Below are 26,483 nucleotides of genomic sequence, written 5' to 3'. Positions count from 1 at the left end.
GGCTGGTCGCGACCGCCGGTGCGAATGTCGTTACGATGAACGACAGGCAGAGCAGTGCAAGCCGGGACAGGCCTACAATTGAGCCGGGGTATTTCATGGCGCCGACGATACAGGGTCCGCTTTGAACGTCCAGGCGAACCGCTCCCAGCTTAGAGTGCGGACGATGGTTTCGCTCCGTATATAAAATGATCTAAGGCGCGACGTATGAACGACACATCTTCGATCGGGGCGGGCCGGCTGGCCCGCCGCATGGCGCGTGGCGCCGCATTTCTGGGCAGCGAGGTCGCGATTCTCGGGGGCGCGATGTCGTGGGTGAGCGAGCGTCACCTCGTCTCGGCGATCTCCAACGCGGGTGGGTTCGGCGTGATCGCGTGCGGCGCGATGACGCCTGCGTTGCTCGATACCGAGATCGCCGCGACCAAGGCTCTCACGACCAAGCCGTTCGGCGTGAACCTGATCACGATGCACCCCGACCTGTTCGAGTTGATCGCGGTCTGCGCCAAGCACAAGGTCGGCCATGTCGTGCTCGCGGGTGGCCTGCCGCCCAAGGGTAGCATCGAGGCGATCAAGGAAACCGGCGCCAAGCTGATCGCGTTCTCGCCGGCGCTGGCGCTCGCGAAGAAGCTGATCCGCAGTGGCGTCGATGCGCTGGTGATCGAGGGGATGGAGGCCGGTGGCCATATCGGCCCGGTCTCGACCAGCGTGCTCGCGCAGGAGATGCTGCCCGAGATCGCGGAGCAGGTGCCGGTGTTCGTCGCGGGCGGGATCGGTCGCGGCGAGGCGATCGCGGGGTATCTCGACATGGGGGCGGCGGGCGTCCAGCTCGGCACGCTGTTCGTCTGCGCGACCGAATCGATCGCGCACGCCAATTTCAAGAAGGCGTTCATCCGGGCGTCGGCGCGCGACGCGATCGCCAGCGTGCAGATCGATGCGCGGTTGCCGGTGATCCCGGTCCGTGCGCTGAAGAATGCGTCGAGCGAGTTGTTTACGGCGAAGCAGCGTGAGGTTGCCGGGCATCTCGATGGCGGACGCGTGGAAATGGCCGAGGCGCAGTTGCAGATCGAGCATTACTGGGCGGGCGCGTTGGGCCGCGCGGTGATCGATGGCGATGTCGAGCATGGCTCGGTGATGGCGGGCCAGTCGGTCGGCATGGTCAAGCGCGAGGAGCCGGTCGCGGACATCATCGGCGGGCTGATGGCGCAGGCGGCCGCGGCGCTGGAGGCGCGTGCGGTTTAACTTCTGACCCTCCCCCGCAAGGGGGTAGGTGTCAGGCACTTGCCTGACGGAGGGGGGGGATAGCGAAACGTCTGTTCCGTGTCCTCCCCCTCCGTCACCTGCGGCGCCACCTCCCCCTTGCGGGGGAGGATCGAGAGGGCGGCGTCTTCTGCTCAAGCGGTGATGCTCATACAGGCGCTTACCAAGCACCACCCCGGCGGAGGCCGGGGCCCAATTGGGGGCGTCGCTGACTGAGGTCGCGCTTCGTTACTGCGACCTCTCCAATTGGGCCCCGGCCTTCGCCGGGGTGGAGGTAACTTGGGGAACGGCCAACGCGCTCCCGCCCAGCTCCAGCTCCATCCCCTCTCCAATCGCCGCAAAGCGCGTACGGCTTACGTCTCGTTAACCTGCTCGCCGGCATAGAGTGTCCCGTCGGGGGACGTTACGAGGTGTTGCGATGAGTCGTCGGTTTGCTTTGCTGTCCGTTACCGCGCTGGGCCTGCTGGCCGGCTGCACGTCGAAGCCACGGACCGTTGCGCAGGTCGCGCCGCCCGTGATCATGGTGCCGGTGCCGGCGCCAGTGATGCCGAAGGGCGCGTCGCCGACCATCGTCATTCCGGTCGCGCTCGCCGACGGCACCTATCCGACGCCGAATCGCAACCTGACGACGTCCGCGAAGGTCTGGCACCTCCGCGCCGCGCTCAACGTCGCAGCGCTGGCGTGTCGCGGGCCGCAGGAGGTGGTGATCGTCGCGGGCTACAACGCGCTGCTGTCGGCGCAGAAGCCGGTGCTCGCCAAGGCCGAGGCGACCTACGCCAGCGAGTACAAGTCGGGCGGTGGCGACTGGCAGGATCGCTACGACGATTCGATGACGCGGCTGTACAACTTCTTCTCGCAGTCGCCCGCGCGCGACGAGTTCTGCGCCGCGGCAGGCACGGTTCTCGCGCAGAGTGCCGGTCTGACGGCCGAGGCATTGCCTGCTTTCGCTGCACAGAATCTCCCCGTGCTCGAGCGGCCGTTCACCGATTTCTACCGCGCGGTCGACGCGTGGCGGGGTCGCACCGTACGTCCCGTCCAGCCGCAGCTGATGGTCTCGCGCCAATATGCGTCGAACATGCCGGTGCAGACGGTCACGCAGGCGCGGCTCCAGCCGATCTCGCAGCCGGTGCCACCCGCGCAGCCGCGCCTGAAGCTGGACCCCAGCGTTTTCCAGTAGGCTGATCAGGCCTTGATGGGCGATCCGACCGACCAGCTATGGCCGAACGGATCGCGCACCTGGCCGTAGCGATCGCCCCAGAACTGGTCCGCGACGGGCATCGTCACGACCGCTCCTGCCGCCACCGCGCGGTCCACCCAGGCGTCGGTGTCGTCGACCCTGAGATGCAAAGTGATGCCGGCGGGTTCGGGTTCGTCATGACCACGCCATTCGGGAAACTCGTCAGACAGCATCAGCCAGGCGTCGTTGATACGCAGACTCGCCTGCATCAGTTGAACGCCGTCGTCCGCGAAGTTCGTCTCGACGAGCGTTGCGGCGAACGCGGCTTCGTAGAAGGCGAGGGCCTCGCGTCCGCGTTGGCCGCGAATGACGAGGAACGGTGTGATTCCGCTGGTGGGACGATCGGCCATGCGAGTCTCCTGCGTTGGATGCCGCCAGGCTAGGCGCATCGCGGAGCGCCGCCCAGCGCGATCTTGCAGGCAAAGCTTGGCTTACCTGCAAAGACTGCGTTAACAGCCGCCGGAATGGCAGAGGTTTCAGATCGTCCGGCGGAAGGCCGCTTCGACGGGCGCGAGCACCGGTTTCCGGTACGCGTGTATTTCGAGGACACCGATCTGTCGGGTGCGGTCTATCACGCCAACTATCTGCGCTACATGGAGCGCGCGCGTTCGGACATGCTGCGGCTCGGCGGGATCGATCAACGCGCGACGTTCGAGGCGGGCGAAGGCTCCTACGCGATCGCCAGCGTCACCATCCGCTATGCCGCACCGGCGAGGCTCGACGACGCTCTGCTGGTCGTCTCGCGGATCGTGCAGGTCCGCGCGGCCGGGGTCGCCATTCATCAAAGGGTCATGCGCGACGGGCTTGTCTTGGCCGAGGCGGACGTGGTGGCGGCATTGGTCGCTCCCAACGGCCGCCCACGCCGCCAGCCGCGTGCCTGGATCGATATCTACGAACGCCTAGTCTGGCAGGGGGAAGCATGAATCCGGTGTTGACTATGGATAGCGCGACGCTGTCGCCGATCCACTTGTTCCTCCAGGCCGACTGGGTGGTGAAGGGCGTGATGATCGGGCTGTTGCTCGCCAGCATCTGGACCTGGGCGCTGATCGTCGCGTTTTGGCGGCGGATCGGCAAGACGCGCAAGGGAATGACCCGGTTCGAGCGCGATTTCTGGAAGGCCGAGGATATCGACGTCTTCTACAAGGCGGAGGGCGAGAACGACCTGCCGTCGGCACGCGTGTTCGCCGCCGGCGTGACCGAGTGGCGGCGCTCGACCGCGGGCGGCACGATCGACAAGAGCGGTACGCGCGAGCGGCTGGCGACGACGATGGGCGCGGCGGTCGCAGGCGAGATCGACAAGCTGTCGGACCGGCTCAACGTGCTGGCGACGGTCGGTTCGGTCGCGCCGTTCGTCGGGCTGTTCGGCACGGTCTGGGGCATCATGCGAAGCTTCACCAGCATTGCCGCGGCGCAGAACACGTCGCTGGCGGTGGTCGCGCCGGGGATCGCGGAGGCATTGTTCGCGACTGCGATCGGCCTGTTCGCGGCAATTCCCGCGGTGATCGCGTACAACCGCTTTTCGCACGGCATCAATCGGATCGAGGCGAGCCTCAACCGCTTCGCCGACGGTTTCCACACGACGTTAAGCCGCCAGCTGGACGGGTCGCGATGAGCGGCCTTCTCATTCCCCTTCCACTTGCGGGAGGGGTCATGGGAGGGGCATCTATCTCTTCCTCGTACGGTTATCGCGGCACTGCCCTCCCCCGACCCCTCCCGCGAGCGGGAGGGGAGTAAGGTGGCGATGAACCTTCCTTCGTCGCGGGGGCGCGGGCGGCGCGCGCCGATGGCGGATATCAACGTCACGCCGCTGGTCGACGTGATGCTGGTGCTGCTGATCATCTTCATGGTGACCGCGCCGCTGATGACCGCGGGCGTACCGGTGAATCTCCCCGACGCGCGCGCGAAGGCGCTGGACCAGGAGCAGAAGCCGGTCGAGATCTCGATGGACGGCACCGGCGCGCTGTTCATCGATAAGGATCAGGTGACCGACGACGCGCTGCCGGTGCGGTTGGCCGCGATTGCCGCCAGCCGAGCGGTCGGCGACGAGCCGCAGGTGCTACTCCGCGCGGACCGGAAGCTCGATTACGGGCGCGTGATGCGCGTGATGGGCGAACTCAACCGCGCCGGGCTCAACCGCGTCGCGCTGGTGACCGTCGAGGGTAACCAGAACTGATGGCTGGCTGATGGATCGCTCGGAGAAGATCGGCTTAGGCGTCGCGATCGTCGGGCACGTCCTGCTGTTCGGCGCGCTGTCGCTCGGCTTTCTCGGTGCGCCCGAACTGCCGAAGAAGATCGAGCAGCAGCCGATCGACGTGAGCCTCGTGCCCGACGTGGCGCTGGAGGCGACCGCGCCGCAATCGGTGGAGACGCCGGCCGAGTCGGTCGCGCCGGACGAAGGTGCGCCCGAGGATGCCGCGCCGCCTGCTCCGGAAGAAGCCGAGCCCGAGCCGAAGCCCGATCCCGTGCCGCCTGCGCCGCAGCCCAAGCCCGCCCCACCGAAGCCTGCGCCCAAACCGCAACCGGCACCCGAGCCGAAGCCTCAACCCAAACCCAAGCCCGCGCCGCCGAAACCCGTCGCAAAGCCCGCGCCGGTCTCGAAGCCCGTCGTGAAGCCACAGCCCAAGCCCGAGAAGGCGCCACCCGCCAAGGCCGCGCCCGCGAAGTCCGCGCCGACCAAGGCTGCGGCGAAACCGAGCGCCGCGCCCGCGAAGACGTCGTCGTCCGCGTCGTCGGCCAAGCCCGCCAAGCCGTCCTCGACCAAGGGCAGCGGCTCGACCGCCGAGGCGAAGGCGTCGCGGCCACGCGGGTCGCGGCTCGGCGACAATTTCCTGAAAGGTCTGTCGGCCGATCCGTCGCCGAGCAAGTCGGAGGCGCCCAAGGCCGCCAAGCTCGGCGCGCAGGCGGCGGCCAACATCGGTTCGGCGATCCTGCGGCAGGTGCAGCCCTGCGCGAATCGCCAGGTCACGCCGGGGCCCGGCGCGGAGCGGATCCGCGTGACGATCAACCTGAAGCTCAACCGCGACGGCACGCTGAAGTCGCGGCCGACGATCAGTGGTCATGCCGGCGTCGACGACGACAACCGGCGCTATGTCGACCGCGTCGACGATCTGGCGATCGCGACCTTCGTCGGGTGTTCGCCGCTACGCGGTTTGCCCGACGACCTGTATGACGTGCAGAACGGCTGGAGCAATTTCAGCCTGCGCTACAAACTTCCCGGCTGAGGATGTCCGTTATGACTCGATCGATCCTGGGATTTTTCCCTTTGCGCCAGCAGCCTTCCGTTGAGAAACACCACCCCGGCGAAGGCCGGGGCCCAATTGCGAAGGTCGATGTAATGATGCGCAACGCTCCCTCAGCGGCGTCCCCCAATTGGGCCCCGGCCTCCGCCGGGGTGGAGGCTGTGTTGGGTGGGCGTAGGGCTCGATCGGTTCTGGCTTCGGTCGGGCTGCTTGCGTTCGTCTCGGGTGGCGCAGCGTTCGCGCAGGACGCGCCCGCTCCCGCTCCCGCTTCAGCACCCCAGCAAACGCCCGCTGACCCCGCCGCCCCCGCCCCGGCAGGCGATCAGTCCGGCGGACTCGTCGTCGACGTCACCGGCGGTATCTCCGCGCCGATGCCGATCGCGATCCCCGTCATGCCTACCGCAGCGGTCGTCTCGACACCCGCCGGCCAGACCGACGTTCTCGGCCGCCAGCTCGCCGACATCGTCACCAACGACCTCCGCAACTCCGGCCTGTTCACGCCACTCTCACCCGGCCAGCTCCGCCCGATTACCTTCCCCGAAGTCACCGCACCCGGGTTCGATTATTGGGGCAGCACCGGCGCGCAGGCGCTGGTGCAGGGCTTCATCCGCGCCAACGGCGACGGCAATCTGACCGTCGGCTGCTACCTCTACGACGTGTCGTCGAAGGCCGAGCTGACGCGCACTGGGTTCGTCGTTCCGCCGTCCGACTGGCGGCGCGCCGGGCACAAGTGCGCTGACATGGTCTACACCCGCCTGACCGGCGAAGGCGCGTATTTCGACAGTCGCGTCGTCTACGTGTCCGAGACCGGCCCCAAGGGTCACCGGATCAAGCGGCTCGCGATCATGGATCAGGACGGCGCCAACCACCGCTTCCTGACCAACGGCCAGTCGATCGTGCTGACGCCGCGGTTCGCGCCGAACCAGCAGTCGATCGTCTATATGAGCTATCTCAACAATCGCCCGGCGATCTATGTCTATGACATTGGTTCGGGCAAACAGCGGCTGGTGGTCGCGAACGCGAACCTGACGTTTGCGCCGCGCTTCTCGCCGGACGGTCGCAACATCCTGTTCTCGATGGCGCAGGGCGGGAATACCGACGTCTATCGCGTGTCGAGCCAAGGCGGCACGCCGCAGCGGCTGACCAACTCGCCCGGGATCGATACCGGCGGGTCCTATTCGCCGGACGGCTCGAAGATCGTGTTCGAGAGCGACCGCTCGGGTGGCCAGCAGATCTACGTGATGAACGCGGACGGCTCGAACCAGCAGCGGATCAGCTTCGGCGGCGGGCGCTATGCGACGCCGGTATGGAGTCCGCGCGGCGACCTGATCGCGTTCACCAAGCTCGGCGGCGGCTTCCGGATCGGCATCATGAGCCCGAGCGGCGGCGGCGAGAAATTGCTCACCAACGACTGGCAGGATGAGGGGCCGAGCTGGTCGCCGAACGGTCGCGTGATCAACTTCTATCGCTCGGGACGCGGCAGTGGCGGCAAGGCGGACCTCTGGTCGGTCGACCTGACAGGCGTCAACGAGCGGAAAATCCCGACGCCGCTCGACGGCTCGGATCCGGCGTGGGGCCCCTTGCGGCCCTGAACCTGCTATGGGGGCATAACGGGGAAACGTGATTTTCTACGGGAGACTATCTATGTCGAAGCTTTCCAACATCTTGCTTGCATGTACTGCGCTGATCGCCGTTGCCGGCTGTGCCAAGAAGCGTCCCGAAGTGCTGCCGCCCGCACCGGTCGACAACAATGCGCCGGTCGACCCGAATGCGGGCCAGAACGGCGGCAATGTCGGTGGTGCGATCGTGCCGGGGTCGGATGCCGACTTCCAGCGCTCGGTCAGCTCGAACACGGTGAATTTCGGGCTCGACATGTACGACATCGATCCGACCGCGCGCGCGATCCTCGACAGCCAGGCGCAGTGGCTGGCGAAGTTCCCGAACCAGCGGATCACGATCGAAGGCCATGCCGACGAGCGTGGCACGCGCGAATACAACCTCGCGCTCGGCGACCGCCGCGCGAATGCGACCAAGAACTATCTGGCCGCAAAGGGCGTGTCGTCGTCGCGGATGACGACGATCAGCTACGGCAAGGAGCGGCCGGTGGCGATGGGCTCGGACGACCAGAGCTGGGCGGCGAACCGTCGTGCGGTCACGGTGGTGCTGAACTAGGGTTGTCGCGGCAGTCCCTCTCCCCTCCGGGGAGAGGGAAGGAGGAGCCGCTTGGCGACGGAAGGGTGAGGGGCTGTTGGGATTGTCGTCTCGAGCCTCAAGCCCCTCACCCTCCCACGTGCAAGCGCACGCGGGCCCCTCCCTCTCCCCGGAGGGGAGAGGGTAAGCGGTTTAGCCCAGCGCCTTGTCGAGCAGCTTCGCTAGGCGGATACCCCCGCGGCGGATCTCTTCTCGCGACACCGGCACCATCTTGGCGATCGTGGCATCGTCCATCTTCACGCGCGCAGGCACGGTACCGCACGCGTCGCCGCCAAGTGCCGCCGCATACGCCGTATACGCGGCTTCCCAGCTCTCCCGGCTCCAGTCGGTAACCGTCCCAGCCCCGATCTTCGCCCGCTCGGCCGCAGGATACCGCCTTACCAGCGACGGCGGCGTCGAGATCGCGCGCTCGGCGAGCGGCCCGTCCCAGATCGAATGCAGGTTGAACCGCGCCGGGCCGTAGATCCCGTAGTCCGCCTTCACGTCGTTGCCGCCCTTGTCGTGGCGGTCGCCGGCGTGAAGCGGCTGGTGCAGATCGCCGACGAAGTGGATCAGGAACGCCAGTGCCTGGACGCGGTCCTTCGGCGACGTGGCGCGATCCCTCAACAGCTTCACGTCGCGGTCGATCTGGACCGAGACGCAATTGCCGTCTTTGCACGACTCGGTGACGTCGAACGGCGCGCAGACGTCGGCGTCCTGGAAATGCCAGTTATACGCAAAGCCGAACCGCGACTTGCCGTGGGCGGTCTTAAGCGGCTTGATGCAATCCGCCCAGACGCTCGCCTGCTCGATCGTGCCGGCCGGACATTCCGGTGTGTCGAGCAGCGCCTGTTGCGCGAGCAGCTTGCGGATCGCAGCCTTGGTCTTCGGCGTGACGTTGGCATAGGCGATCTGCGCGACGGTCTGGTGGCCGTACTCCCAGAACGCAATGGCGGGGGAGGCGAGGCCGATAGCGGCCGCAGCCACGGCGATCGGGGCGAGGAGATAGCGCTTCATGCCGGCTCGTTAGCGTAGATCGCGACGGTCCGGCTACCCGCTGACGACGCCGTCCCACGGTACATGCCGACGGTGTTGAAGCCCCACGCCATGTCGCCGTCCGGTCCCGCGACGATCACCCCGCCCGTGCCACCGAGCGCCTTCACTTCGGCGAGCACGGCGTCGGCCGCGACCTGCAACGACTCGCCCGCCAGCCGCACCCGAGCGGCGATCTCGTGGCCAACGCCGACTCGCAGGAAGAACTCGCCGGAGCCGGTGCAAGACACGGCGCACGCGCGGTCGTCGGCGAAGGTACCCGCGCCGATCACGGGCGTATCGCCAATCCGGCCCCAGCGCTTGCCGGTCACGCCGCCGGTCGAGGTGGCGGCGGCAACGTGGCCGTCCATGTCGCAGGCCACCGCGCCGACGGTGCCGTATTTCATGTCGACGTCGAACCCGCCGCCGTCCGCCTGGAACTCGGCGAACTGCCGGCGGCGTTCGTCGGTCGCGAACCAGTCGGCGTCGGCTTGTCGCAATTCGCGATCGCGGGAGAACGCATCGGCGCCCTTGCCGGCGAGGAAGACGTGGCGGCCGTCGTCGAGGATCGCGCGGGCGAGACCTACCGGGTTGCGCGTGGCTGTGGCTGCGGCGACTGCCCCCGCCGCCCGCGTGCGCCCGTCCATGATCGCGGCGTCGAGTTCCAGCGTGCCGTCATGCGTGAAGACCGCGCCGCGCCCCGAGTTGAAGTGCGGGTCGTCCTCCAGTGCGCGCACCGCCGCCTCGACCGCATCTAGCGCGCTGCCGCCGTCCGCCAGCACCTTCGACCCGACGTCGAGCGCGCGTGACAGGCCGGCCCGCGCACCCGCATCCTGCTCGGGCGAGACCATCTGGCTGTCGAGTTTGCCGGCGCCGCCGTGGATGACGAGGGTCCAGGTCATGCTGAGTCTTTCGAGGGTAGGGCGCGAAGGCCGATGAGGGGACGGAGCGGCGCGATGCTGCGGCCGATCCAGTAGAAGGCGATGCAGCCGATCGTCGTCGCGGCGAGCAGGCACGCGAACTCCGCCCAGCCCGGCAGGCCGGCGGGGAGCAGCGCATACATCACGAGGACGATGATCGTCTGGTGGATCAGGTAGAACGGGAACACCGCCTCGGTCAGCGTGCGGCGCCAGCGATGGTCGCGGTTCCAGTGGCGCTCCGCGATCCCGATCAGCGCGACGATCGCGCCCCATTGCTCAAGCGCGTGCGCGACACCGTATGCCGGATAGATCCAGCGCGGCGTCACGACATCTGCGGGCCAGCGAAGCTCGACGCCGATGATGCAGAGATAGCCGAGCAGCGCGGCGACCGCGCCGACCTTCCACCAGCGGGTGATCGCGGCCATCGCGGGCTCGGAGCAGGCGAGGCCGAAGCCGAACAGGAAGGCAGGGAAATAGGTGACGTGCGCGACCCAGTCGCCGAACAGGGCTTGCGATTCCGCGGCCATCTGGAACCACCAGCCGTGGACGAAGACGAGCCATGCAACGGGAAGGGCTAGCACCGCCCAGCCGCTAAAGATCCGATCGAACGCACGTTGCAGCCAGTCGCCGCGGACGACAAGCAGCCCGAGCGTCAGAACAGTCGTGTAGACCCAGAGATAGACGACGAACCAGAGGTGATTCCAGGTCGGCAGCGACAGTCCGGCGAGCTTGCCGAACCGGAAATAGTCATGGGTCCAGAACGTCAGATAGCTGCCGACATAGGCATGCTTGGTGACCAGCTCGACCCAGGGTTGCGGCGGTACGATCACCGCCATGCCGAACAGCAGCGGTATGAGCAGGCGGTAGCAACGGTTGGCGAAGAATCCGCCTGTGCCGCTCGACCGGTTGAGCAGCGCGCGGCTGGCATAGCCCGATACGACGAACAGCAGCGTCAGCCGCCACGCGTTGCTCGCCAGCATCGGCAGCCGCACCCAGTCCTCGACATGAAGCGACTTCACATGGAAGTTCCACGGCACGAAGACCATGCCGATATGGTAGAGGATCAGCAGCGCGAACGCACCGATCCGCAGCCAGTCCATGCCGAAATGCCGCGTCATCGCGCGGCCCTACGGGGCGAGGGCCGGTGCCGCAAGCTTGCGACCGGTGAGGTGGTGCTAGTGACCGGCCGGTGATCCTGCGGTCCTCCCCCGCAAGGGGGAGGTGGCTGGCATTTGCCAGACGGAGGGGGAGGACACGAAACAGCGGTTGCCCTTACCGCCCCTCCGTCACCTTCGGTGCCACCTCCCCGTAGCGGGGGACGATCAACTGCGCGGTATTTGCGTTTCCGACCGCTTACGCTTTCATGCGCGGCGTGCCCATGAAGTCGCGCTTGCCGATCGGTACGCCCTGCGCGCGCAGGATCGCGTACGCAGTCGATGCGTGGAAATAGAAGTTGGGCTGCGAGAATGAGAGCAGGAAGTTCGCGCCGGTGAACGGCATGACGAACGTGCCGAACTCGAAGGTCGTGTCGTTATCGGCCAGCGCATCGAACGCGTCCCGGTCGATCGCTTCTAGGGTGGCGATCGCGGCGCGCATCACGGTGTGGAGACCGGCGAAGTCGGTCGGCCAGGCCGACCGGTCGGGCGCGAAGGTGCCGGCGCGGACACCTTCGATCCCGCCGACCGAGTGACTGGCGCAGGCCTTCACCTGGTAGCCGAACGGCAGCATGTCGTCCGCCAGCTTCGCGTCGATCAGAGCCGCAGGTTCGATCCCGCGTTCGGCCGCGAACGCCTCGGCCTTGTCGAGTAGTGCGTCGACCGCACGGAGAATCTGGAGGTTCGAGGGAATCGTCGCATCGTACAGGGACAGGGTCATCGCGTTCGCTCCTAAAGCCGTGCGCCGCTATGGCCGACGATCGCTACTCCGGCCAGCGATGTTCCGTTCCAGCGCGCAAGTCGCTATATAGGCCTCGAACTCCCGAGGAATCTTCATGTCCCTTCGCCCCTGGCGCGATATCACCCGCCGCAAGAGCCGCCAGATCATGGTCGGCAACGTCCCCGTCGGCGGCGATGCGCCGGTCACTGTGCAGACGATGACCAACACGCCGACCGACGACGTGCGCGCGACGGTCGACCAGATCCGGCGCTGCGAGGACGCTGGCGTCGACATCATCCGCGTGAGCTGCCCCGACGTCGAATCGACCGCCGCGCTGAAGCAGATCGTCCGCGCGAGCCGCGTGCCGATCGTCGCGGACATTCATTTCCACTACAAGCGCGCACTCGAAGCCGCCGATGCGGGCGCGGCGTGCCTGCGCATTAACCCGGGCAATATCGGCTCGGCTGCGCGCGTGAAGGAAGTCGTCGATGCAGCCAAGTCCAATGGCTGCGCGATCCGGATCGGCGTCAACGGCGGCTCGCTCGAGCGGCATCTGCTCGAGAAATACGGCGAGCCTTGCCCCGATGCGCTGGTCGAGTCGGCGCTCGATCATATCAAGCTGTTGCAGGACCACGACTTTCACGAGTTCAAGGTCGCGGTGAAGGCGTCCGACCTGTTCCTCGCGGTGGCGGCGTACCAGCAGCTCGCCGAACAGGTCGATTGCCCGCTGCATCTCGGCATTACCGAGGCGGGCGGGTTCGTGGGCGGCACGGTCAAGTCGGCGATCGGGATGGGGAGCCTGCTCTGGTACGGCATCGGCGACACGATCCGCGTGTCGCTCTCGGCCGAGCCGGAAGAGGAAGTCCGCGTCGGCTTCGAGATCCTCAAAGCGCTCGGCATCCGCAACCGCGGCGTCCGCGTCGTGTCGTGTCCTTCGTGTGCGCGGCAGGGCTTCGATGTGATCCGCACCGTGCAGGCGCTCGAAGAACGGTTGCAGCATATCCGCACGCCGATGTCGCTTTCTGTGCTGGGCTGCGTCGTGAACGGTCCGGGTGAAGCGCGCGAGACCGACATCGGCATCACCGGCGGCGGCAACGGCAAGCACATGGTGTACCTGTCGGGTGTGACCGACCACCACGTTCAGGATGCCGACATGGTCGACCACATCGTCCGGCTGGTCGAGGCGAAAGCCGCGGAAATCGACGCGGCGGATGCGGCTATCGCGGCCTTGGTACCGGAGATGGCGGCGGAATAGGTTTCAGCGGTTAGCTGCTTACGCGCGCCTTTCACTAACTCTGACTTCTGTGAGGAGGACGGCGTGACGCGCGCATCCTCCTGCCGTACTCCCGCGAAAGCGGGAGTCCAGGGTTACCGGCGACAGCGTTCGTGGTCCTGGACCCCCGCGTTCGCGGGGGAACAGCACCTTGGACACCGCTTTATCAAACCGTCGACGTCCGCAACGGCAATTCCAGTACCGGCGATGGCGTCTCGATAGGATGCGGGTTAAGCGGACCGCATGAGGATGATCCGAACATTGACCGTTCACGATGCGGTCTAGTCCGATGACATCCCGCACCGTTTCCTCCGCTTTAGCCTTCGCGGTCGCCGCGCTGGGCATCGGCCTGTTCTCCATGATGGACGCGGTGATGAAGTCGCTCGTCCTGGCGATCGGCGTCTATAACGCACTGCTCTGGCGGCAGATGATCAGCGTCGGGCTCGGCGCAGTGGCGTGGAGGCTCGGGAACAGCGGACGGCCGAGCGAGCGGGCGCTGAAGCTGCATCTTGCGCGCGGGTTGGTGACGACGGTGATGGGTCTTCTGTTCTTCTGGGGGCTCGCGCGCGTGCCGATGGCGCAGGCGATATCGCTGACCTACATAGCGCCGATCCTCGCGCTGCTGCTCGCCGCGGTCACGCTGGGCGAGCGCGTCGGGTGGAAGACGTTCGTCGCCTCGATTGCCGCGCTTGGCGGCGTGCTGGTGGTGATGATCGGGCAGGGACGCGAGGTGCCGGGACCCGAGACGTTCCACGGGACGCTCGCCATCCTCGGCTCGGCGGTGCTGTACGCGGTCAACCTCGTGATCGCGCGGATGCAGAGCCAGGCGGCGCGGCCGGGCGAGATCGCATTCTTCCAGGCGCTCGTCATCACAGTAACGCTGGGGCTCACCGCGCCGTGGCTGGCGGTAGTGCCCGAGGCGGTGCAGTGGCCCAAGCTCATACTCGCCGCTGGACTCGCGACCGCGTCGTTGTGGCTGCTCGGTTGGGCCTATGCGCACGGCGATACCGGGTTCCTCGCGACCACCGAATACACGTCGTTCGTCTATGCCGCCGTGCTGGGTTTCCTGGTGTTCGGCGAGCGGGTATCGGCATTTACGCTGGCGGGCGCGGCGATCATCGTCGTCGCGTGCCTGTATGCGGCGCGGCGGCGTGATATCGCGCAAACTTCTATCGAGGCTAGTGCATGACCATCATCCGTTCCGCTACCGCTGCCGATGTCGGCACGATCCTGCGCTTCGTCCGCGAACTTGCCGCGTTCGAGCGCGAACCGGATGCGGTCGAGGCGACCGAGCCGATGCTGGCGGAGGCGCTGTTCGGGGAGCGACCCGCCGCGGAGGCATTGATCGCGGAGACTGAGGAAGGCCCGCTCGGGTTCGCGCTGTTCTTCCACAATTTCTCGACCTGGACCGGCAGGCGGGGGCTGTATCTGGAGGATCTCTACGTGACGCCGGAAGCGCGTGGGCAGGGGGGCGGAGGTGCGTTGCTGGCGCATCTGGCGGGCATGGCGCTCGATCGCGGCTGCGCGCGGTTCGAATGGTCGGTGCTCGACTGGAATGCCGATGCGATCGCGTTCTACCGGAAGGTCGGTGCGGTCGGGATGGAGGATTGGACAATCCAGCGGATGTCTGGGGATGCTTTAGTGAAGCTCGCTGGCCGGTAGATCGAAGCGCCGTCCCGCTCCCCTCCCTGAAAGGGAGGGGTTGGGGGGTGGGTTGGCCAGTTTAGCCACTCACCCACCAAGGTCGGAAATGCGGAAGCCGACCCACCCCCGACCCCTCCCTTCCAGGGAGGGGAGAAGGTCAGGGTGTCGCCAACGGGGGGCCTAGCCCTTCACGTCGATGTTCATCGCGATCGAGATGCGGTCGCCTGTTCCCAAGTGCGGGCGGACGCCGTGGCGGAGCCAGGCGGGGAACAGGATCAGGTCGCCCGCTTCGGTCGGCAGGCGGCGTTCGACCGGTTGCGGCTGGCCGTCGATCCCGACGAGCCGAAATCCCGGAAGCCGCATGAACGGCACCGGAAAGCGCGGGTCCTCGAAGAATAGCTCGCCGCCCGCTTCGCCCTCCGCAGAGGCAACGCCCATGTCGATATAATAGACCGCGGCCCACAACACGCCGGGATGCGCGTGGCTCATGTTGAGCGCACCGGGCGGCGACACGTTCGCCCACATCTTGACGGTCCACTCGACCGTCGCGGCATCTCGCCCATCGAAATGCGAGGCGCGCTTCGCCATCTTTACCGCGGTATCGGCGAGCGCGACCGCCGCCGGCCCGCCCCAGTCGAGCATGTCGGTAGCCGAATGCCAGCCACCGACATTCGATCGAGCCAAGCTGGGCGCGGCGGCGTAGCGATCAAGGATCGCGGTGCGCAACGCCGCCGTCAGCGCGGCGGCATCGGCCAGCCGTCCGTGCAGGATCGGCGTCTCGTACAGTCCGATCTGCGCCGCGCGGACGCGGATGCCGTCGAACGTAGAAGACGCCGTGGTCATGCTATCAGCGCCCTGCGGTGTCGTCCGCGTTCATCGGCTCTTCGCCCTTGGCCTTCTCGGCGTTGTAGCGCTCGATCGCCTCGATCGTGACGCGCTTGGCTTCTTCGGCATCGCCCCACTTGCCGACGCGGACCCACTTCGTCTTCTCCAGGTCCTTGTAGTGGGTGAAGAAATGCTCGATCTGCTCGAACACGATCTCGGGCATGTCGCCACGCTCGCCGATATTGGCGTAATACGGGAACACCGCGTCGACCGGCACGCAGACGAGCTTCTCGTCGCCGCCGGCTTCGTCTTCCAGGTTCAGCACCGCGATCGGCCGCGCGCGGACGACGCAGCCCGGGATGAACGGCGAGCGTGCGATTACCAGTGCATCGAGCGGATCGCCATCAGGGCTGAGCGTGTGCGGCACAAAGCCGTAGTTCGCCGGGTAACGCATCGGCGTGTGCAGGATGCGATCGACGAACAGCGCGCCCGATGCCTTGTCGAACTCGTACTTCACGGGCTCGCCGCCGGTCGGCACTTCGATGATGACGTTCAGATCCTCGGGCGGGTTCTTGCCGGTCGGGATGAGGTCGATACGCATGGCGGTCCTTTCGATATGACGATGCCGGCGCTCCTCGTCTGGGGGAGCGGCCGGCACCACGTTGGATTAGTCTCTGGTCAGCGCGGCATCAGCAGCTTGTCCAGCCCGCCGTCACCTGTACCCACCTTCTGGAGCCGCGGATAGCGCGGGCCGTCATGGTAATCGAGCAAGATGTCGCGGAAACGGTCATTGTTCTTTACAGTCAGGCGGATCGGCAGCTTCGTACCCTTCGCGGCCAGGATCGCCGCCTTGATCCGGTCCGACGAATAGGCCTCGCTGTTGACCGCCTCGATCTCGGTGCCGACGTCGAGGCCCGCCTTGAACGCGGGGCTGTCCCAGATCGACGAGGTGACGATGCCCTCCTTGTTGATCACCATGCCCAGCGAATAGCTGACGTCGGTGCCGCGCGTCTTCTCCGCCTGCTTCAGATACGGGCTCTGCTCGGGGCCATAGACCAGCTTGTAGCCGTTCATCGCGAAGCCATTGATCGGCGCGGGCTTGCCCGTCTCGGTCAGGCGCGTGTTCAGGAACGTCGCCCAGTCATAAGGGACGATGCCGTTCAGCGTCTTCGCGACGTCGGCGAAGGTGTAGGTCAGCTCGCCGTAATCGCCGTCACGCACGCCGAAGAACGCCTTGGCGAAGTCGTCGATCGACTTGGTCCCGCCGGACTTCTGGCGGAGCATCGCGTCGACTTCCATCCAGACCATCAGGCCCTCGTTGTAATAATCCTCCGAACGCTGCCAGCTGGTCCAGCCCTTCGGTTTCCGCGCCGAGATCACCGGATCGTTGGTCGTGTCGATCAGGTTACGCCACTGACGGCCCGGCGCGGTATCGTAATTGCCGAGGATCGAGGCGTAGCCGTCGAGCGTGTCCTGCTTGCTGACCAGGCCCGAGCGCGCCTGGAGCACATAGCCCCAGAACTGCGTCTGGCCTTCATATACCCACAGCAGCGAGTCGCGCATCGGCGTGCGGAAGTCGGGCGTCCACAGGTCGGCGCCGCGCCGGAACTTGCCGTCCCAGCTATGCGTGTATTCGTGCGGCAGCAGGTTGCGCGCGGCGGCGCCGGTTTCCCATTCGGTGAAATAGCCGGGACGGACGCCGTTCTCGGAGCTGCGATGATGCTCGAGGCCGATTCCGCCAAGCTGGTCGGTGATCGACAGCAGGAATTCATAGTGATCGTAGTGCTGTGCGCCGAAGGTCTTCACCGCCTGGTCGACGAGCCGCTTGTGTGCATCGATCTGCTCGGGCTTGGCAGCGAGCTGGTCGGGGCTGTCGGCGAACACGTTCAGGTCGACGCGCGGGGAGAGCGGCCAGACCTTGCCGTATTTGCCCGCGAGCGTCGGCGAATCGACGAGGATCTCGTAGTTGGTCGTGTCGTAGCTGTAGGTCGAGCCCACGACCTTGGCGGGCACCGCACCGGCGGCGGTCCAGCCGGCCGGGTAGGTGACGGTCATCTTGATCGGGATCTGGCGCGTGAAATACCCCGCGGGGTACAGGCTGACGAGGTTCGGTTCGAGGCTGACCATCGTCGGCGTCATGACGATACGGCCCTGGTCGCCCTTGGTCGCGGAGATGAACTGGAACTCGGCCACCACCGACTTCGCGCCGGTCGGCACGTCGATGTGGAACGCGAAGACATCGACCGGATCGCGCGTCCAGGGGACGATCTTGCCGTTTGCGCGGATCACTAGGCCGGCGAGCTTCTCGATCTCGCCACGCGGGGAATGCGCGCCGGGCAGCCACTTCGGATACAGTAGCGCCATCGGGCCGGACTTGGCGACCGGAATCGTCTGCTTCACGCGGAAGATGCCGCGCTCGGTATCGGTCGCATCGACGTCGAGCAGCAGCGTGCCGGGATACGGCGTGTCGACCGCGTCGGGGATGGTGTCGACGAACGGCACCGGCTGCGGCGCGGTGTTGCCCGCGGGGACTTGCGCGAAGGCGGGTACGGCGGATGCGAGCAGGGACGCGACGAGAAGCTTGCGGATCAAGGAATGGCCTTCCGGCTGAGAGACGATGACACGAGGTGTAATCGCGATAAAGGGCAGCCGTCCAGTCCTTTACCCGGTACCCTCAGCCAGCGCTCCCGAGCACGTTGATGGTGAACGCGAGCACACCGATGTTGAACACGAACGCCGCCATGCACTGGCCGAGCGCGGCTTTGCGGACCCGGCGCGAGGTAATCTCGACGTCCGAGGTCTGGAACGTCATCCCCAGCGTGAACGCAAAATAGGCGAAGTCCCAGTAATCGGGTTCGTCGCAGCTCGGGAAATCGAGGCCCTTGGCGTCTTTGCCGTCCGGATCGTCGACATAATAGAGATGCGCGTAATGCAGCGTGTAGATCATGTTCGAGAACAGCCACGCGAGCGCCAGCGTCGAGATCGTCAGCGCGATTCCGACCGCGTCGTTCTTGCCCTGCAATTCCTTCGCCACCGCGACCAGGATGACCAGCATGATCGTCCCGCTGAACCCGAGCAGCACCGCTCGGTTGGCGTCGTTCTCCTCCGCCGCGCGGCGCATCCGCTCGGCGGTGGCGTTGCGGAACAGCGTCGAGACCGCGATCAGGAACACGACCGCGGCGACGTCGAACGCCGCCATCGTACCGCGCCCGAGCCCGAACCGCGGGATCATCCCGACCAGCCCGATCGCGAAGACCAGCACGAACAGGATGAAGCGCGGCGGGGCAACGCGTTGGCCGAGGCCCCAATATCTGGGTTTGTCGTTCATGCCACAGCGCTAGCGCTTAGCGGGGACGTCGCCTAGATACGCGCGCATCATGGCCAAGACAGAAACCCCGCGCCGCATCCGTGGCACCCAGGACATTTTCGGCGACGAGCAGCGCCGGTTCGCGCATGTCCTGTCGACGTTCGAACGCGTGCGGGCGCTGTATTGCTTCCAGCGCGTCGATATCCCGGTGTTCGAGTCGACGGCGGTGTTCGCACGCTCGCTCGGCGAGACGACCGATGTCGTGTCGAAGGAGATGTACACGTTCGAGGATCGCGGTGGGGACTCGCTCACGCTCCGCCCCGAGTTCACCGCCGGCATTGCGCGCGCGTACCTTACCGAAGGCTGGCAGCAGTTCGCGCCGCTGAAGCTCACCACCAGCGGGCCTGTGTTTCGCTACGAACGCCCGCAAAAGGGGCGCTTCCGCCAGTTCCACCAGATCGATGCCGAGGTGATCGGTGCGGCCGAGCCGGCGGCGGACGTCGAGCTGCTCGTGCTCGCGGACCAGCTGCTGCGCGAACTCGGCATTTCCGAGGGCGTGACGTTGCAGCTCAACACGCTGGGCGACGCGGCGACGCGCGACGCGTGGCGCGAGGCGCTGGTGGCGCATTTCGAGGCGCATCGCGGGGAGTTGTCCGAGGACAGCCTGACCCGGCTTGAGAAGAACCCGATGCGGATCCTCGACTCGAAGGACCCGCGCGACCGCCCGATTGCCGACAGCGCGCCGGATATCGACGCGTATCTGACCCCCGAGGCGCGTGCGTTCTTCGAAGCGGTCACCGCCGGGCTCGATGCCGCAGGTGTCGCGTGGGAGCGCAACGCACGGCTGGTCCGCGGCCTCGATTACTACCGCCACACCGCGTTCGAGTTCGTTACCGACAAGCTGGGTGCACAGGGGACAGTCCTAGCCGGCGGCCGGTATGACGGGCTGATCGGGTCGCTCGGTGGGCCCGAGACGGCAGGCGTTGGCTGGGCTGCGGGTGTCGAGCGTCTCGCTATGCTGATTGATGAGCCGGCGGTGCCCGAGGTCGACGTCGCGGTTGTTGCCGAAGCTCAAGAGTTTGAGTCGGCGGCTACTAAGCTGACGGCAGCACTTCGGCGAGCAGGCTTTACCGTGGAAGTGAGTGTCACCGGAAACCCGAAAAAGCGGTACGAAAAGGCACTTAAGACAAACCCGGCCTACACGATTTCATTGTCTCGCAGAGACGGTCTCGCGAGCGTTAGCGAACGTGGCTTACGAGCTAAATTCCAGCCGGATCAGTTCAGGGCGATCATCGACTCGGCAACCGGCGGTCTTGAATGACCCAGATCTCCCCCGACCGCATCCGCGCGATCGAGGCGCGGCGTGACGAGCTGCAAGCGCTGATGTCGACCGGCGATCTCCCCTCCGACCGCTTCGTCGCGGTGTCGAAGGAATATGCCGAGCTCGAACCCGTCGCCCAGGCCGCCACCGAAGTGCGCCGGTTGCGGCAGGAGGCCGAAAGCCTCGCCTTCATGGCGGACGATGCCGACGACGAACTCCGCGCGATGGCGTCGGACGAGCTGCACGAGAACCGCACGCTGCTCGAGACCGCCGACCGCAAGCTCGCGCTCGCGCTGTTGCCGCGCGACTCTGCCGACGAGCGCTCGGCGATGCTCGAGGTCCGCGCCGGCACCGGTGGCGACGAGGCGGCGCTGTTCGCGGGCGACCTGTTCCGGATGTACCAGCGCTATGCCGAATCCCAGGGCTGGCGGGTCGAGATGATCTCCGGTTCGTCGTCCGACGCGGGCGGCTTCAAGGAAGTCGTCGCCAGCGTCACCGGCCAGGGCGTGTTCGCCAAGCTCAAGTTCGAAAGCGGCGTCCACCGCGTCCAGCGCGTGCCCACGACCGAGGCGGGCGGCCGGATCCACACCTCGGCGGCGACCGTCGCGGTGCTGCCCGAGGCGGAGGAGGTCGACGTCAAGATCGACGACAAGGACCTGCGCATCGACGTCTATCGCTCGTCGGGGCCGGGCGGGCAGTCGGTCAACACCACCGACAGCGCCGTGCGGATCGTCCACATCCCGACCGGGCTGACCGTCATCCAGCAGGACGAAAAGTCGCAGCACAAGAACAAGGCGAAGGCCCTCCGCGTGCTCAGGACGCGGTTGTACGAGGCGGAGCGTGACCGGTTGCATGCCGAGCGAGCAGGGGCGCGGAAGTCGATGGTCGGCTCGGGCGATCGCTCGGAACGCATCCGAACGTACAACTTTCCCCAAGGCCGCGTGACCGATCATCGCATCAACCTGACGCTGCATCGCCTGCCGGAGATCGTCGCGGGCGAGATGGACGAACTGATCGGCGCCCTGGTCGCGCAGGACGAAGCGGATCGCCTGGCGCAACTGGATGGCTGAGCCCTACTCCTTCACCCCCTCCCGCAAGCGGGAGGGGGCCGGGGGGTGGGCTCGCGGCTGGTTCCAGACGGGCGTTGAGCTTGGGTCTCTCGACCGATCGCAACCGGTGCGTCCGCGGTGAGCGCGTGCCCACCCCCCAACCCCCTCCCGCAAGCGGGCGGGGGGGTAAGTGCAGCGATCGCCACCGCCGCCGCGCGGTTCGGCTTCTCCGCCACCCCGCGCCTCGACGCGGAACTCCTCATGGCGCACGCACTCGGCGTCGAGCGCAACGCGATCCTCCTCGACCCGGATCGCTACGCCGTCCCCGAGACCTTCGCCGCGCTCGTCGACCGCCGCCTCAATCACGAGCCGATCGCCTACATCACCGGCACCCGCGGCTTCTGGTCGATCGACCTCGCCGTCGGCCCCGGCGCACTCGTCCCCCGCGCCGACAGCGAAACCCTCCTGATCGCCGCCCAGGCGCATTTCGCCGGCCGCGCGCCCGCAACGATACTCGATCTCGGCACCGGCCCCGGCACGCTGCTCCTCGCCGCGCTCGACGAGTGGCCGGCGCAAGGCCTCGGCGTAGACTATTCCCCCCAAGCACTCGCCTACGCCCGCGCCAACGCCGCAACCCTCGGCGTCACCGACCGAGCCCACTTCATCCGCGGCAGCTGGGCTAGCGCGATCGTCGGCCAGTTCGACCTGATTCTCGCCAACCCCCCCTACATCGCCACCGACGAACGCCTCCCAGCCGAAGTCCACGACCACGAACCCCACGCCGCGCTCTACGCCGGCGCAGACGGGCTAGACGACTACCGTATCCTCGCCGAACAACTCCCCGCCGTGATCGCCCCCGGCGGCGCGGCGGTGATCGAGATCGGTTCGACGCAGGGTCCCCCCGTCACCACGTTGCTCGAAGCGCAAGGTCTGCACGTCGCGCTCCATCACGACTATGGCGGCAACGCGCGTGCGTTAGTGGCAACCCACGCCCCCGCGACTTGAACAATATGGCGCTAAACCTCACATTTCGCTTGTAGTAGGTCCCTTGCGGACGCTATCACGCGGGCAGGGGCACGCAATCTCGACATCATGGTCGGTTTTGAGCGTTGACCCGCATCCTTCGCTTTGAGGTCGCTGCAGTCCGGCGGCCCTGGCAAGTTCGACGCACCGATCTCGTCTAGATCGTCGGTGCGCGACGGGGGTTTGCACCGCATTTCGGAGCACGACCAGATTTTGGTTCGACGACTGAGGACACAAGCTTGATCAACAACCGGCAAGCCGGCCGCCGTCGCGGTCGTGGCAACAATAATAATGGCGGCGGCGGTAGTGGCGGCGGTCAACGCCAAGGTGGCGGCGGTGGCCAGGGTGGTCGCGATACCGGCAACCGCATCGACAGCCGCGCGCGCGGCAACGCGAGCCAGCTGTACGAGAAGTACAAGAACCTCGCGCGCGACGCGCAGCAGCAGGGCGACCGCGTCAACATCGAATATTACCTCCAGTTCGCGGACCATTATTTCCGCGTCCTGAGCGAAACCCGCGCCCGTTTCGAAGAGAGCCAGCCGCAGGCGCAGCAGCAGCCACGCCGCCAGCAGCCGTTCGATCTCGACGGCGACGACGATTACGGCGACGAGGGCGAACCGATCCGCTCCGGCGAGCAGCAGGGTACGCCTGAGCAGCCTCGTGGCGAGCAGAATGGCGGCCAGCAGAACGGCCAGTACCAGAACGCGCCCCGCCAGAATCGTGAGGGCCAGAATCGCGAGGACCGCCCTCAGCGTGAAGATCGTCCGCAGCGCGAAGAGCGTCCGCGGTACGAGAACAACCGCTACGAGGGCCAGCGTAATGAGGGTCAGCGCAACGAGGTGCAGCCGCGCAATGAGGGCCAGCGCGAAGACCGCGTCCGTGGCGACAACCCGCGCAACCAGCGCAACGCCCCGCGTGACGCCCAGCCGCGCGACGACCGCAACGGCGAGGAGCAGGGGCAGGCTCGCGAAGCGCAGGCTCGCGAGAATCAGGCTCGTGAGAACCAGCCCCGCGACGAGCAGGTCCGAGAACCCCGCAGCGATTACCGCGATGCGCCGCAGCGTGAGACGATCCGCCGCACGCCCCGCGTGAGCGCACCGGTCGCCAACGCCAACCAGGATTCGGAAGCCGATGCGGTCCGTTCGGTAACCGAAACCACCGAGCAGGCGGCTCAGCCAACCGAAACCGTCGAGACGGCGATCCCGGTCGCTGCGACCGAGGAGCAGCCCCGCCGTCGCGGTCGCCCGCGCCGCGATCGCAGCCTCGACGCACCCGTCGCACAGGATCAGGGCACGACCGAAGATACGGCACCGACCGCATTCGACGCGGACCGCCTGCCGCCATCGCTCGGCATCTCGGCAATATCGCCGGCGCCAGCACCTGCGAAGGACTCGCCCGCTGCCGATGCCGCGCCCGAAGAAAAGCCCCGCCGTCGCCGCGTTCGTGCGGTACCGGACGAGGTCGCAGGCTGAAGCCGTCATCCCGGACCTCTCCGGGATCACGCCAAGACCTGAAAAGGCCGGTGTCGCTTCACGCGACACCGGCCTTTTTCATGCGCGACTACATCCCCAACTATATCCGCTCCGCCCGCTCAATCGATCCGCGTCACGTCCTCGTCATGCCCGCTGCCCGAACTGAGGAATGCGAGCCCCATCAACAGTCCGGCCATTATCACCGATCCGCCGACACCGCCCATCACCGCGAGCATCGTCACCAGATGCAGCGGCCCTTGCACATGCGCCATCGCCACGATGATCGCCGCGACGCATATCGCCGCCGCCAGCACCATCCACGCCATGATCCCCCGGAACCGTGCCCAGGCGAATGCAGCGTAATGCGGGTCGTCCAACCCGGCCGGCGGTTCAGGCAGTCGATCGGTCATCGCTTCACATTGCCGCGCAAACATGGTTTCCTCAAGCCAGGCGCAACAGACGCAGTTGAGGAGAGGCGAAGATGACGATCGCGGCGATCCTGAAGGACAAGGGCGACATACAGTCGCTGAGCCCCGACTCTACCGTGGCCCAGGCGGTGGCCCTGCTCGGGGAGAAGCGGATCGGTGCGGCGCCGGTCCTGGACGGCGGCAAGGTCGTCGGTATCTTCTCCGAACGCGACGTCATCCACTGTCTGCAGTCGGATGGCGTAGCGGCGCTGGAACGGCCGATCGGCGACGTGATGACCACCGCGGTAAAGTCGATCGGACCTAATGAATCGGCGATCGGTGCCCTGTCGCTGATGACCCAGCGCCGCATCCGCCACCTGCCGGTGATCGATGGCGACACGCTGGTCGGGTTCGTCTCGATCGGCGACTTGGTCAAATACCGCATCGACCGGATCGAGGCCGATGCCGCGGCGATGCGCGAATATATCCAGTCCGCGTAACTAAGCGGCGACCGGCTGCTTCCGCGCGACCGCGATCAGTTCGCGCACGGTCGCTCGCGCAAAGATCAGCATCCACGCCGCGTAGACCGCCGCGCCGATCGCCACGAGCATCATCAGCCTCCAGTGTGCGTCAAGCGGTGGCAGCGCGCGATCCACCAGCCCGACGATCAGCGCCATCGCGATCGCCGCCAGTGCCGGAGATGCGACCGCGCGTGCCACGTCGCGCGCGCGAACGCCGATCACTGGCAGAGTCCGCCAGGCGCTGATCGCTAGGTAAAGTGGATAGGCCGTGATCCACGCCACGCCCATGCCGGTCGGGCCCCATTTCACGCCGACCAGGAATGCCGTGGTCAGGATCAGCGCTCCGACCGCGCCGTTCTGGACGCCGATCCCCGGTCGGCCGCGCGCATCGGACGCCGGCGTGAACAGCACCTGCAACGTCATGAACGGCATCGCCAGCGCGAGCAGGTGGACGATCGGCGCCGTCTCGCGCCATTTGTCGCCCAGCACGGTCAGCACCAAAGGCTCGGCGGTCGCGGCCAGCCCCATGTAGAACGGCATCGCGACGATCATCACCATCCGGACGCCCTTCACGAACGCGCGTCCGATCGCATCGGGATCGGCCTGCATTCGCGCATAGGCGGAGAAGGCGACTTCGTTGAGCGGCGGCACGAACTTCGAGACGAAGATCTGCGTCAGGAACAGGCTCGTCGTGTAAATCCCCAACGTGTGCGCCGAGAAGCTGCGCCCGGCGATGAACACGTCGGTCTCGCTCTGCAGGAACCAGAACAGCTGCCCCGCCGCCATCACCCCGCCATAGCGCGCGATCGTCCCAGCACCGCGAAAGTCGAAACTCGGCCATACGAGGGACCGCGCGCTCCACGTCATCATCGCGCCGCGCACGCTGAACAGCACGATCGGCGCGATCACGAGCGTCCAGACCCCAAGACCGTACAGCGCGCCACCCAAGGCAACGCTGGCGGAGGCGATCGACGCGGTGATGTTGGCCTTCGCCTGATGGCGAAAGTCCATCGACCTGGAAAGCAGCGCGTACGGCAACGCGATGAAGGGCGTCGTAAGGTATAGCAACGCCTGTACCCGCAGCATCTCGCCGACGATCGGTTGCCGATAATAGGCTGACGCAAGCGGCGCCAACGATACCTGTATAATCGCCAGCGTGACGTTGAGCAGGATCAGCATGCCGAACAGCTGGCGAACTTCGCGCTCGGTGATTGTCTTCTGCTGGATCAATCCGCTGGCGAGGCCATAGCCGTTGAGCATCCCCATGAAGGTCAGAATGACCTGGCACATCGCGAATAGTCCGTAGTCCGATGGCGCCAGGATACGGATGACTAGGAAGGTGGCGCTCCATTGTACGAGCTGCGCGACGATCTGGCTCCCCGACCGCCAGATCAATGCACTGCGCACCTGTCCGGCGAGCGAACTCGGTTCGCCGGGAACAGGGGTGGCTGCAACAGGTGCGGGGCTCACGGTGTCCATCGTATCGGGCATGTAGCGGTAATGGCCTTCACAATCGCTTAAGGCGATGACGTAGAGACGATCGAGCCAAGGCGTCGGACGTGATGTGCAGCGGCAAAGGCGCTGGACGCGATCGTCAAACGTGTTGTGATCAGCGGCTTGGAAGGGGTGTGGGGCGTCCTAAACGCGCCAATCCGAGAAAATTGCCACAAATGTGAAAGATTGTGTTTGACGCGAATCGGAACCCCGCCTAGAGGGGTGTCACCGCAGCGAACGGCCTTACGGTCTGGTTGGTGTGGTCGCAAGAAAACCAGATGCTCCAAGCTTCTTCTACGGGAGGGGGTTATGCGAGTGTCGGTATTTTTGTCGGCTCTTTGACATTGTAGGTTAAGATGAAGGGACATGTGGGCGGCGGCTTGCGGTTTCCGGGCTCCTC

The 26,483-nt window shown here is 66.4% G+C and carries 27 protein-coding genes; 16 read left to right on the top strand and 11 right to left on the bottom strand.

The genetic code is table 11. The features are described 5' to 3' along the window. The first annotated feature begins 204 nt into the window (after positions 1–204). Positions 205–1,236 (top strand): nitronate monooxygenase, encoded by a 1,032-nt coding sequence (locus C8J42_RS10370; RefSeq protein WP_207897112.1) that lies wholly within the window; start codon positions 205–207, stop codon positions 1,234–1,236. A 436-nt stretch (positions 1,237–1,672) separates the two neighbouring features. Further along, entirely contained in the window at positions 1,673–2,431 is a 759-nt protein-coding gene (locus C8J42_RS10365) for a hypothetical protein (protein WP_133020027.1), read from the top strand. 5 nt (positions 2,432–2,436) lie between these two features. Here C8J42_RS10365 and C8J42_RS10360 read toward each other — a convergent pair whose 3' ends face one another. Beyond that, positions 2,437–2,841 carry a VOC family protein gene (locus tag C8J42_RS10360; protein ID WP_133020026.1) on the bottom strand — a complete coding sequence of 135 codons (405 nt, stop codon included), beginning with the start codon at positions 2,839–2,841 and terminating at the stop codon, positions 2,437–2,439. Between the two features lie 114 nt (positions 2,842–2,955). Here C8J42_RS10360 and C8J42_RS10355 point away from each other — a divergent pair, with 114 nt between their 5' ends. The 6 genes from C8J42_RS10355 (at position 2,956) to pal (ending at position 7,902) form a co-directional block, all read left to right on the top strand. Further along, the gene (locus C8J42_RS10355; RefSeq protein WP_133020025.1) at positions 2,956–3,414 is read left to right on the top strand and encodes a YbgC/FadM family acyl-CoA thioesterase; all 459 of its coding nucleotides are present in this window, start codon (positions 2,956–2,958) and stop codon (positions 3,412–3,414) included. Beyond that, positions 3,411–4,103 carry a protein TolQ gene (gene tolQ / locus C8J42_RS10350; protein ID WP_056053223.1) on the top strand — a complete coding sequence of 231 codons (693 nt, stop codon included), beginning with the start codon at positions 3,411–3,413 and terminating at the stop codon, positions 4,101–4,103. Before C8J42_RS10355 ends, tolQ begins: the two co-directional genes overlap by 4 nt. A gap of 123 nt (positions 4,104–4,226) precedes the next feature. Further along, positions 4,227–4,664 carry a protein TolR gene (tolR, locus tag C8J42_RS10345; protein WP_056053220.1) on the top strand — a complete coding sequence of 146 codons (438 nt, stop codon included), beginning with the start codon at positions 4,227–4,229 and terminating at the stop codon, positions 4,662–4,664. Between the two features lie 10 nt (positions 4,665–4,674). Continuing rightward, positions 4,675–5,712 (top strand): cell envelope biogenesis protein TolA, encoded by a 1,038-nt coding sequence (locus C8J42_RS10340; RefSeq protein WP_133020024.1) that lies wholly within the window; start codon positions 4,675–4,677, stop codon positions 5,710–5,712. Positions 5,713–5,921: 209 nt separating this feature from the next. Then, positions 5,922–7,322, top strand: a complete 1,401-nt coding sequence (gene tolB, locus C8J42_RS10335; RefSeq protein ID WP_243644388.1) for a Tol-Pal system beta propeller repeat protein TolB — start codon at positions 5,922–5,924, stop codon at positions 7,320–7,322. A gap of 52 nt (positions 7,323–7,374) precedes the next feature. Then, positions 7,375–7,902 carry a peptidoglycan-associated lipoprotein Pal gene (pal, locus tag C8J42_RS10330; RefSeq protein WP_107964487.1) on the top strand — a complete coding sequence of 176 codons (528 nt, stop codon included), beginning with the start codon at positions 7,375–7,377 and terminating at the stop codon, positions 7,900–7,902. A 171-nt stretch (positions 7,903–8,073) separates the two neighbouring features. On the opposite strand, the gene C8J42_RS10325 is transcribed toward pal, so the two are convergent. The 4 genes from C8J42_RS10325 to C8J42_RS10310 form a co-directional block, all read right to left on the bottom strand. After that, positions 8,074–8,937 carry a S1/P1 nuclease gene (locus C8J42_RS10325; protein WP_133020023.1) on the bottom strand — a complete coding sequence of 288 codons (864 nt, stop codon included), beginning with the start codon at positions 8,935–8,937 and terminating at the stop codon, positions 8,074–8,076. Further along, a complete protein-coding gene (locus tag C8J42_RS10320; protein WP_133020022.1) occupies positions 8,934–9,854 on the bottom strand; it encodes an isoaspartyl peptidase/L-asparaginase in 921 nt (306 codons plus the stop codon). The genes C8J42_RS10325 and C8J42_RS10320 overlap by 4 nt, the downstream gene beginning before the upstream one ends. After that, positions 9,851–10,990, bottom strand: coding sequence for an acyltransferase (locus C8J42_RS10315; protein WP_133020021.1), 1,140 nt, complete (start codon positions 10,988–10,990; stop codon positions 9,851–9,853). Before C8J42_RS10315 ends, C8J42_RS10320 begins: the two co-directional genes overlap by 4 nt. A 235-nt stretch (positions 10,991–11,225) precedes the next feature. Then, positions 11,226–11,747 carry a DUF1993 domain-containing protein gene (locus C8J42_RS10310; RefSeq protein WP_133020020.1) on the bottom strand — a complete coding sequence of 174 codons (522 nt, stop codon included), beginning with the start codon at positions 11,745–11,747 and terminating at the stop codon, positions 11,226–11,228. 115 nt (positions 11,748–11,862) lie between these two features. Here C8J42_RS10310 and ispG point away from each other — a divergent pair, with 115 nt between their 5' ends. From ispG to C8J42_RS10295, 3 genes are all read left to right on the top strand, one after another. Then, positions 11,863–13,002, top strand: coding sequence for a flavodoxin-dependent (E)-4-hydroxy-3-methylbut-2-enyl-diphosphate synthase (gene ispG, locus C8J42_RS10305; RefSeq protein ID WP_133020019.1), 1,140 nt, complete (start codon positions 11,863–11,865; stop codon positions 13,000–13,002). A gap of 307 nt (positions 13,003–13,309) precedes the next feature. After that, a complete protein-coding gene (locus C8J42_RS10300) occupies positions 13,310–14,209 on the top strand; it encodes a DMT family transporter (RefSeq protein ID WP_133020018.1) in 900 nt (299 codons plus the stop codon). After that, entirely contained in the window at positions 14,206–14,682 is a 477-nt protein-coding gene (locus C8J42_RS10295; protein WP_133020017.1) for a GNAT family N-acetyltransferase, read from the top strand. The genes C8J42_RS10300 and C8J42_RS10295 overlap by 4 nt, the downstream gene beginning before the upstream one ends. A gap of 162 nt (positions 14,683–14,844) precedes the next feature. On the opposite strand, the gene C8J42_RS10290 is transcribed toward C8J42_RS10295, so the two are convergent. The 4 genes from C8J42_RS10290 to C8J42_RS10275 form a co-directional block, all read right to left on the bottom strand. Beyond that, positions 14,845–15,507, bottom strand: a complete 663-nt coding sequence (locus tag C8J42_RS10290; protein ID WP_133020016.1) for a TIGR02466 family protein — start codon at positions 15,505–15,507, stop codon at positions 14,845–14,847. 4 nt (positions 15,508–15,511) lie between these two features. After that, positions 15,512–16,090: an inorganic diphosphatase gene (ppa, locus tag C8J42_RS10285; protein ID WP_056066165.1), complete on the bottom strand. Its 579-nt coding sequence runs from the start codon at positions 16,088–16,090 to the stop codon at positions 15,512–15,514. A 77-nt stretch (positions 16,091–16,167) separates the two neighbouring features. Further along, positions 16,168–18,081 (bottom strand): M61 family metallopeptidase, encoded by a 1,914-nt coding sequence (locus C8J42_RS10280; protein ID WP_133020015.1) that lies wholly within the window; start codon positions 18,079–18,081, stop codon positions 16,168–16,170. A gap of 82 nt (positions 18,082–18,163) precedes the next feature. Beyond that, on the bottom strand, positions 18,164–18,817 hold the full coding sequence (locus tag C8J42_RS10275) for a DUF1345 domain-containing protein (RefSeq protein WP_133020014.1): 654 nt from the start codon (positions 18,815–18,817) through the stop codon (positions 18,164–18,166). Positions 18,818–18,866: 49 nt separating this feature from the next. Between C8J42_RS10275 and hisS the strand changes: the two genes are divergently transcribed. The 4 genes from hisS (at position 18,867) to C8J42_RS10255 (ending at position 23,661) form a co-directional block, all read left to right on the top strand. Continuing rightward, positions 18,867–20,117, top strand: a complete 1,251-nt coding sequence (gene hisS / locus C8J42_RS10270) for a histidine--tRNA ligase (protein ID WP_243644298.1) — start codon at positions 18,867–18,869, stop codon at positions 20,115–20,117. Next, complete coding sequence (gene prfA, locus C8J42_RS10265) at positions 20,114–21,187, top strand: peptide chain release factor 1 (RefSeq protein WP_133020013.1); 1,074 nt, start codon at positions 20,114–20,116, stop codon at positions 21,185–21,187. The genes hisS and prfA overlap by 4 nt, the downstream gene beginning before the upstream one ends. A gap of 117 nt (positions 21,188–21,304) precedes the next feature. Further along, entirely contained in the window at positions 21,305–22,171 is an 867-nt protein-coding gene (gene prmC / locus C8J42_RS10260; protein ID WP_133020012.1) for a peptide chain release factor N(5)-glutamine methyltransferase, read from the top strand. A 257-nt stretch (positions 22,172–22,428) separates the two neighbouring features. Continuing rightward, positions 22,429–23,661, top strand: a complete 1,233-nt coding sequence (locus tag C8J42_RS10255) for a DUF4167 domain-containing protein (protein WP_133020011.1) — start codon at positions 22,429–22,431, stop codon at positions 23,659–23,661. Positions 23,662–23,780: 119 nt separating this feature from the next. Here the strand turns inward: C8J42_RS10255 and C8J42_RS10250 are convergent, their stop codons facing one another. After that, positions 23,781–24,071, bottom strand: coding sequence for a hypothetical protein (locus C8J42_RS10250; protein WP_243644296.1), 291 nt, complete (start codon positions 24,069–24,071; stop codon positions 23,781–23,783). Positions 24,072–24,142: 71 nt separating this feature from the next. Here C8J42_RS10250 and C8J42_RS10245 point away from each other — a divergent pair, with 71 nt between their 5' ends. Continuing rightward, on the top strand, positions 24,143–24,568 hold the full coding sequence (locus tag C8J42_RS10245) for a CBS domain-containing protein (protein ID WP_133020010.1): 426 nt from the start codon (positions 24,143–24,145) through the stop codon (positions 24,566–24,568). On the opposite strand, the gene C8J42_RS10240 is transcribed toward C8J42_RS10245, so the two are convergent. Beyond that, positions 24,569–26,068: a lipopolysaccharide biosynthesis protein gene (locus C8J42_RS10240; RefSeq protein ID WP_133020433.1), complete on the bottom strand. Its 1,500-nt coding sequence runs from the start codon at positions 26,066–26,068 to the stop codon at positions 24,569–24,571. Positions 26,069–26,483: the final 415 nt, after the last annotated feature.

The sequence above is a fragment of the Sphingomonas sp. PP-CE-1A-559 genome, assembly GCF_004340965.1.
GTDB lineage: Bacteria > Pseudomonadota > Alphaproteobacteria > Sphingomonadales > Sphingomonadaceae > Sphingomonas.
This window is presented reverse-complemented; position numbering and strand designations above follow the sequence as displayed.